The organism is Mycobacterium sp. 852002-30065_SCH5024008, assembly GCF_001665645.1.
In the GTDB taxonomy this organism is placed as follows: Bacteria; Actinomycetota; Actinomycetes; order Mycobacteriales; family Mycobacteriaceae; genus Mycobacterium; species Mycobacterium paraffinicum.
Map to the genome: position 1 here is coordinate 1 of NZ_LZSZ01000008.1, position 7,532 is coordinate 7,532.

At 67.8% G+C, this 7,532-nt stretch carries 7 protein-coding genes; 4 read left to right on the forward strand and 3 right to left on the reverse strand.

Annotated features, from left to right (window positions below):
* The first annotated feature begins 132 nt into the window (after window positions 1–132).
* From A5781_RS00860 to A5781_RS00870, 3 genes are read left to right on the forward strand one after another with little or no spacing between them, the layout of a single operon-like run.
* Complete coding sequence (locus A5781_RS00860; protein WP_067199693.1) at window positions 133–1,719, forward strand: bifunctional 3-(3-hydroxy-phenyl)propionate/3-hydroxycinnamic acid hydroxylase; 1,587 nt, start codon at window positions 133–135, stop codon at window positions 1,717–1,719.
* Complete coding sequence (locus A5781_RS00865) at window positions 1,716–2,576, forward strand: alpha/beta fold hydrolase (RefSeq protein ID WP_067199696.1); 861 nt, start codon at window positions 1,716–1,718, stop codon at window positions 2,574–2,576. Before A5781_RS00860 ends, A5781_RS00865 begins: the two co-directional genes overlap by 4 nt.
* Window positions 2,573–3,577, forward strand: coding sequence for a VOC family protein (locus A5781_RS00870; RefSeq protein WP_067199699.1), 1,005 nt, complete (start codon window positions 2,573–2,575; stop codon window positions 3,575–3,577). The genes A5781_RS00865 and A5781_RS00870 overlap by 4 nt, the downstream gene beginning before the upstream one ends.
* Window positions 3,578–3,610: 33 nt before the next feature.
* Here the strand turns inward: A5781_RS00870 and A5781_RS00875 are convergent, their stop codons facing one another.
* Entirely contained in the window at window positions 3,611–4,516 is a 906-nt protein-coding gene (locus tag A5781_RS00875) for a haloalkane dehalogenase (protein ID WP_067199702.1), read from the reverse strand.
* Between the two features lie 115 nt (window positions 4,517–4,631).
* Between A5781_RS00875 and A5781_RS00880 the strand changes: the two genes are divergently transcribed.
* Complete coding sequence (locus A5781_RS00880; RefSeq protein WP_067199709.1) at window positions 4,632–5,360, forward strand: DUF2652 domain-containing protein; 729 nt, start codon at window positions 4,632–4,634, stop codon at window positions 5,358–5,360.
* On the opposite strand, the gene A5781_RS00885 is transcribed toward A5781_RS00880, so the two are convergent.
* Both A5781_RS00885 and A5781_RS00890 read right to left on the reverse strand, forming a co-directional pair.
* On the reverse strand, window positions 5,357–6,508 hold the full coding sequence (locus A5781_RS00885; protein ID WP_369817661.1) for a MalY/PatB family protein: 1,152 nt from the start codon (window positions 6,506–6,508) through the stop codon (window positions 5,357–5,359). The two genes, A5781_RS00880 and A5781_RS00885, sit on opposite strands and share 4 nt — an antisense overlap.
* Before the next feature lie 80 nt (window positions 6,509–6,588).
* Window positions 6,589–7,532: dihydrodipicolinate reductase (locus tag A5781_RS00890; RefSeq protein ID WP_067199713.1), on the reverse strand; the 944-nt coding region annotated here is incomplete at its 5' end.

The following is a 7,532-nucleotide window of genomic DNA, read 5'->3' on the forward strand; positions in this document are numbered from 1 at the left end:
GCCTGTTCGACTTTTGCGGCTTGTCGTTAGCGGCCACTGAAACTCCTTGCTGGAGGCCCTTGACTCTGTAGTGATCACTACATTACCGTAGCGATCACTACAGAACAAGCCCGACACGAAGGCGAGAGGGCAATGAACGAGCACCTGACCTATGACGTGGCGGTGATCGGCTATGGGCCCACCGGCGCCACCGCCGCGAATCTCCTTGGCCGCATGGGGCTTAACGTCGTCGTCATCGAGCGCGACCCCGATGTGTACGGTCGCGCGCGGGCCATTTCGACCGACGAGGAGGTGATGCGGATCTGGCAGTCCGTCGGTTTGGCGGACCGGTTGCAACGGGACATGCTGCCCGACCGGCCGTTGGCGTGGGTCGACGCCGACGGGGTGCCGTTCGTCGAAACCACCATGACGTCCCGGGGCTGCGGGCATCCGCCGCAGCAGTTCCTGTACCAGCCCGCGGTTGACCACGTGCTGCGGGAGGGCGTCGCCCGGTATCCCAACGTCGAGGTGTTGCTCGAACACGAATGCCTGCGCGTGATCAACGGCGACTCGACCGTCGAACTGATGCTCGCCGACCTGCGCACCGACGCCTTCAAACGCGTGAAGGCCTCGTACGTGATCGCCGCCGACGGCGGAGCGTCGCCGACCCGTGCCCAACTCGGAGTCGGATACGAAGGACGCACATACGCCGAACGCTGGGTTGTCATCGACACCAAGGTGATCCGCGAGTGGGACGGTCACGACCGGTTGCGCTTTCACTGCAATCCCGCCCGCCCGACGGTGGACTGCCCGACCCCGCTGGGGCATCACCGCTGGGAGTACCCGGCCCGAGCCGGAGAGGACGAGAAGCGACTCGTCACCCACGAGGCCGTGTGGGAGGTCCTGCGCGAGCAGGGCATCACCGAGGAGCAGGTGAAGATCCTGCGTGCCGTCATCTACAGCCACCACGTGCGCGTCGCGGATCGCTGGCGCGTCGGGCGGGTCTTCCTGGCCGGTGACGCGGCGCATGCCATGCCGCCCTGGATCGGCCAGGGGATGTCGGCCGGGGTGCGCGACGTGGCCAACCTGTGCTGGAAGCTAGCGGCGGTGGCGCGTGGGCAGGCGCCCGATGCACTGCTCGACAGCTACCAGGTCGAGCGCAAACCCCACGTCACCGAGGTCACCCGCCGGGCGGTGCGCAACGGACGCCTCATCACCGAGCGCCGAAAGGCGTTGGCATTCTTGAGAAACCATTTGCTGCGCGCGCTGACGCGGCTGCCCGGCGTGCTCAAGGCGGGGCAGGGCCTGATTTGGATTCCGCCCGCGCACTACCCCGACGGGTGTTTCACCACCGAGGCGCATGCCGCGGTCGGTTGGCAGCTGCCGCAACCCTGGGTCACCGACGCCACCGGTAAGAGGTTGCGGGCGGACGATGTCCTCGGCGGGGGCTGGGCCGTCCTGCACCTCGGTGCGGCGCCACCGGGCGCCGATCGGTGGGCGCGGCTGGGCGCTCGCGCCCTGGCCATCCAGGCCGGCGCGCCGCAGGCCGGTGCGATTCGCGACGACCACGGCACGCTGACCCGGTGGCTTCGGAGCAAGAAGGCGGCGGCGGTGGTGCTGCGCCCCGACGGGTTCGTGTTCGCCGCCGCCGGCGAGGGCCGTCCGCTGCCGGCGCCGCCGAAGGACTTCACCGACCTGACGTCATCCCTCCCCGCCACCCCGATCGGAGTCACCGCATGATCGCCACACAGCTGAACGAGCGGACCGTCAGCGTCGCCGGTAAACCGATCTTCGTCTCCGAGACAGGGAACGGACCGGCCGTTGTCATGCTGCACGGCGGCGGCCCCGGCGCGTCGGGAGTGTCGAACTATTCGCGCAATATCGACGCTCTCGCAACGCATTTCCGACTCATCGTTCCCGACATGCCCGGCTACGGCAGGTCGGTCAAGGGCGTCGACCAAGACGATCCGTTCGGTTACCTGGCCGACATGATGCGCGGCCTCCTCGACGAGCTCGGCGTCGATACCGCCCATCTCGTCGGCAACTCGTACGGCGGCGCGGCGGCCCTGCGGCTGGCCCTGGACACCCCGCACCGCGTCGGCAAGCTGGTGCTGATGGGTCCGGGCGGGATTGGCACGACGAGGGGCCTGCCCACGCCCGGATTGCGGAGCCTACTGTCCTGCTACGGCGGCGACGGCCCGAGCCGCGACAAGCTCGCGACGTTCATCCGCACCTGTCTGGTCTACGACGGTGCCTCGGTGCCCGAGGACTTGATCGACCTGCGCTACCGCGCGTCGATCGACCCGGAGGTGGTCGCGGATCCGCCGCTGCGCCGCCCCTCCGGCCCAACGGCGCTGCGCACGCTGTGGCGAATGGACCTCACCCGAGACAGCCGGCTGCGGACCCTGATGACACCGACGCTCGTCCTGTGGGGCCGCGACGACAAGGTGAACCGGTCATCGGGCGGCCCCCTGCTGCTCAACGCGCTGCCGAACGCGGATCTGGTGGTGACCTCGCACACCGGGCACTGGATGCAATGGGAACGCGCCGAACTGTTCAACCGTCTGGTCATCGACTTCTTGGAGAACGAGCGATGAGCCCGTCGGTTTTCGGCCGGGTCCACCTCGGTTACGTGGTGATCGAGACGCAAAAGTTCGGCGACTGGCGACGATTCGGCCGCGATGCCATCGGCATGCACTGCGACGACGGGACGACCGACGCCATGCGGTTCCGCCTCGACGACAACGAGTGCCGGTTTTTGCTGCAACGCGGCCCCGCCGAAGACGTCACCGCTATCGGCTGGCAGCTCGACGACCACGACGCCTTCGACACCGTGCTCGCGCGCGTGACGCAGCATGGTGTGCCCGTGGCCGAGGGCACCGACGAGGAGGCGGCGCTGCGCGGCGTGGAGCGGCTCGTCCGGTTTCCCGGGCCGAACGGCCTGACCCAGGAGGTCTTCACCCGCGCACGTCCCGGCATCGCGCCGTTGCGCATGGTGGCTTCTAGCGGGTTCATCACGGGCGCAGCGGGTTTGGGGCACGTGGCCGTCGCCACCACGAAGCCTCATCAGCTGCGTGGCTACTACGACACGGTGTTGGATGCGCGGTTGTCCGACTACATCGACGAGACGATCAGCGGCCTCAGATTCAAGATCCGCTTCTTGCGATTCAACGAGCGGCACCACACCGTGGCGATCGCTTCGGTCAACCGGCTGAGGCTGAACCCGATCCGCACCCGGGTCCAGCACGTCAATGTCCAGGTCGCCGAACTCGACGACATGACCGCCGCCTACCAGCGCGTCAAGCAACTGGGTTTCCGGATGGCGCTCGGGGTGGGCCAGCACACCAACGACAAGGAGCTGTCCTTCTACGCCGTCACGCCGTCGGGGTTCGAATGCGAAGTCGGCTGGAATCCGATTGTCGTGGACGAGGCCACCTGGGAGCCCACCACCCACCAGGGCATCAGCATCTGGGGCCACACTCCAGAGGGGCAGACGATCATCGACAAGCTCACCCAGTTCAAGACCGGTGCCGCGTCGCTGCTACACAACGAGGACGCAGTTCCGGCTCTGGCCGGGGCGGGCATCCCGGACCACTGATCGACAGGGGAGGCTCAACACCCGCTGACGCGGTCAGCGCAGCGCCTGCTGCCAGGACAGAATGCGTTCGGCCAGTTCGGGTCCGGCGTCTTCTTGGATGAAGTGACTGGCGCGGATGCGGGCGTGCGGCTGACCCGCGGCGCCGGGGATGTGCTTGATCAGCGGACGGTCCGCCTGGCCGAGGATGGGGTCCCGGGCCCCGAAGATGGCGAGGAAGGGCTTGTCCCATTGGCCCAGCGCTTTCCAGGCGGCCCTATTGGCGGGGATCGCCGGATCGTCCGGGGAGGTGGGCACCAATTGCGGGAAGGCGCGGGCCCCGGCCTGATACGTCTTGTCGGGAAACGGCGCGTCGTACCCGGCCCGCACCCGGGAGGGAACGCGGCGGACGGTCCCCACGGAGACGATGCGGCCGGCGGGCAGCACGGGGGAGTAGCGCGCGAACGCCCGCCAGACGTGGAAGGCGGGTGGAGTGGGTCGGTCCGCGGTGGGCAGGAAGCCATTGGCCACCACGAGTCGAGCGATGCGGTCGCCCTGCTCGGCGGCGATGCGCAGCCCGATCAGCGATCCCCAGTCCTGCACGAACAGTGTCACGTCCTTGAGATTCAGGCGCTCGAACCAGGCGGTCACCCATTCGACGTGCCGCTGGTAGGTGTAATCCTCCATCCGGCTGGGCTTGTCCGAGCGGCCAAAACCGATCAGGTCGGGCGCGAGCACGCGGTTTCCGGCGTCGGCCAGCGGCTGGATCATCGTCCGGTAGAGGTAGCTCCAGGTGGGTTCCCCATGCAGCAGCACGATCGGCGGTCCATCGGCCGGGCCCTCATCGAGGAAGTGCATGCGCAGCGGCTGGGTGTCGCTCGCCGCCACGTCGAGGTAGTTCGCTACGAACGGATAGCCCTCCAGGTTTTCGAATCGGGAATCCGGGGTTCGTAGCACATGCATATTCAGCTCCTCCGGTGGGCGAGCGCCTTGAGTTAGCCTCCCGCGACAACGCGAGTTCGTCTAGTGGGAGATTTCATTGGGCTAAGCGTTGGGCGGACAGTAAACTGGCTTGTTCATGGCGATTCGGCGCGCGGTCCTGATCATTGCCGACATCAGCGGCTATACCCACTACATGCAGTGGAACCGCACCCACCTGGCCCATGCGCAGTTGACGGTGGCGGGTCTGCTGGAGGCGGTGATCGATGCCGGCAGAGGCCTGAAGCTGGCGAAGCTGGAGGGTGACGCCGCCTTCTTCTGGGCGCCCGACGGCGACGCCAAAGTGCTGGTGTGTGACCGGCTGTCCCGGATGCGGGAAGCGTTCATCGCGCGGCGTGAGCGCTTCCAAAAGGATCTCGCCTGCGAGTGTGCGAGTTGTGCGCAGTTGGACAAGCTCTCGTTGAAGTTCGTCGTCCACCAGGGTGAGGTGGCCGAGCAGCGGGTGAAGCGCCACACAGAGCTCGCGGGCTTCGACGTCATCCTGGTGCATCGCATGCTGAAAAACCTGGTGCCCGTGATCGAATACGTGCTGATGACCGATCCCGTCGCGGCGTGCCTCGACGAACCGGTGCGCTCGCAGTGCAAAACGCTGACCCACGTCTTCGACGACATCGGGGAGACCTCGACGCACTACCTCGACCTCGCGACGTCGCAGGTTTCCCTGGCCCCGGCCGAGTCCAGCTTCCTGCGCCGGCTCGGGGCCACGGCCAAGCTGGAGTTGAACTCGCTGCCGTTCGTGCTCGGCTTCAAGCGGCCCGCCGAGGGCTTCCGCAACTTGGGCCGCGGCGCCGAGGAGATTCCGGCCTAGGGCGTGTCGGCCGCGTGGGCGAGGGCGCGGCCCATTCGGGACACGGCCTCGGTGAGGATGGCCCGCGAGGTCGCGAAGTTCAGCCGGACGTGCCCCGCGCCGCCGGTGCCGAAGACGTGGCCGGAACTCAGCGCCACCCGGGCGTGGTCGAGGAACCACCGGGCGGGCCCGGACAGGTCGGCCACCACCGCAAGCCCATCGGCGGCGTCTTCGGTGAAGCCGAGCTCCCGGCAATCGAGCCATGCGAGGTAAGTCCCTTGCGGCCATTGGTATTTCACCTTCGGCAGCTGCTCGGCGACCAGATCGCCGAGCAGCGTCCGGTTCCGATCCAGGCCGCGCAGCAGGTCGTCGAGCCAGTCGCCACCGGTTCGGAAAGCTTCGGCGTGGGCGATGACGCCGAAGTGGCTTGGCCCGTGGCTGACCTCTTCCGGCATCCGGTGCAGGTCCGCGACCGCCTCCGGTCCGGCGATGGCCAGTGCCGCCTTGAGTCCGGACAGGCTCCAGGCCTTGGACGCGGACGTCAGGGCGAAGGCGTTCTCCGCGCCGGGCACGGTCAGGTACGGGGTGAACCGCGAGCCCGACAAGACCACGGGCGCGTGAATTTCGTCCGACACCACCCGGACGCCGAACCGGCGGGCGAGTTCGGCGATGGCCCCGAGTTCGTCGGCCGTATGCACCGTTCCGGTGGGATTGTGCGGGTTGCACAACAGGTACGCGACGTTTCCACCCCGGGCTCGGGCGCGCGCAAAGGCGTCCGCCAATGCGTCCAGATCGACTCGGCCTTCGGCGTCGAGCGGCGCTTCGACGACGTGGCGGCCGTCGTGCGTGACGAAGGCGTAGAACGGGGCGTACACCGGCGGGTTGACGATGACGGCGTCGCCGCGGTCGGTGACCAGACGTAACAGCTCCACGGCGCCGAGCATGACGTCCGGGACGATCGCGGTGCGACCGATGTCCAGGTCGTGCCACTGCCAGCGCTCAGACGCGAATTGACTGACCGCTTCGGCCAGCGCGGTGCCCCACGGATATCCGGTGTCGCCGTTGTCGATGGCCGCCCGCAGCGCGTCGGCCACGGTGGGTGCCAGCATGACGTCCATCTCGGCGACCCACAGCGGCAGGACATCGGCCGGATGCGCGCGCCATTTCATGCTCGTGCGGAGCTGCAGTTGCTGCAGCGTGAGCTCCTCGAGCGGGTTAAACGTCACGCCCGCAGAGTAACCGGCGCAACCTAGCCGCCGACAAACGCGTGTTGCGGGATCGTCAACGGCAGGTCCACCGAACTGATCAATCCCGGTTCTGCCGCAACGACATACGGCACGGCGTTGACGACGCGCATCGCGGTGGCGACCATCGCGCCGGCCCCGGAAGTCATTCCGCCGACTCCGGCCTTGCGTGGGTCCTTGAGCGTCGCGGCCAGCGTGCAATCGATGTCGGGGTCGCCGCTGATCATGACGCGGTAGGACAGGTCGCCGATCCCCGTCGGCCAGTCCGGGGCGACGTCGTGCGCGAGCCGGGTGACGTGCTCGATGACGATGGCCTCCCGGCCGTCGACGACGCCGATCGCCCGCATCCGCAGCGCACCGCACGTTCCGGCCTCGACGGTGCCCATGGCGACCTCCAGCGTCCGGTTGGTGACGGCGCGGTCGAAATATTCGCGGACTTCCTGGACTTCGACGCCGAGCGCGTCGGCGACCAATCGGATCTGCCCCTGCCATTCCCCGGCGATCGCGCCGGGGAAACCGATCCAGGGTTGATAGTCGAGTGGGCGGCCGAAACCGAGCGCGTCGCTCATGATGTCGGGCACGCCGTAGTCGTCGTACAGGCCGATCTCGAACGCGTGAATCTTGTCGATGGACGACGACTGGGTGGACAGCACCAGCGGCAGGTAGTCGGCGGCGAAGCCGGGCTCGATTCCCGACGCGTACAGCGACACCTGGCCCCGCTTGGCCGCGGCGACCAGTTGGTCGCGCCACTCGGCGGGTTCGTAGGCGTGCGGGTTGACCAAGCGGGTGGTACTGGTCGTGACGACGTTGATGCCGGACTCGAGCAGCCTGACGTAATCCGGGATGGCCAGCGCGTCGCGTTCCGGACCGCTGGCGGCGTAGATGACGCAATCGGGCGACAGGGAGATCCTGTCTCTTATACACATCTGACGCTGCCGACGATCGCATA

Coding starts and splice junctions, on each gene's coding strand:
- A5781_RS00880 (WP_067199709.1), top strand. CDS start 4,632: ATGGCGATTCGGCGCGCGGTCCTGATCATTGCCGACATCAGCGGCTAT.
- A5781_RS00885 (WP_369817661.1), bottom strand. CDS start 6,508: ATGAAATGGCGCGCGCATCCGGCCGATGTCCTGCCGCTGTGGGTCGCC.
- A5781_RS00870 (WP_067199699.1), top strand. CDS start 2,573: ATGAGCCCGTCGGTTTTCGGCCGGGTCCACCTCGGTTACGTGGTGATC.
- A5781_RS00860 (WP_067199693.1), top strand. CDS start 133: ATGAACGAGCACCTGACCTATGACGTGGCGGTGATCGGCTATGGGCCC.
- A5781_RS00865 (WP_067199696.1), top strand. CDS start 1,716: ATGATCGCCACACAGCTGAACGAGCGGACCGTCAGCGTCGCCGGTAAA.
- A5781_RS00875 (WP_067199702.1), bottom strand. CDS start 4,516: ATGCATGTGCTACGAACCCCGGATTCCCGATTCGAAAACCTGGAGGGC.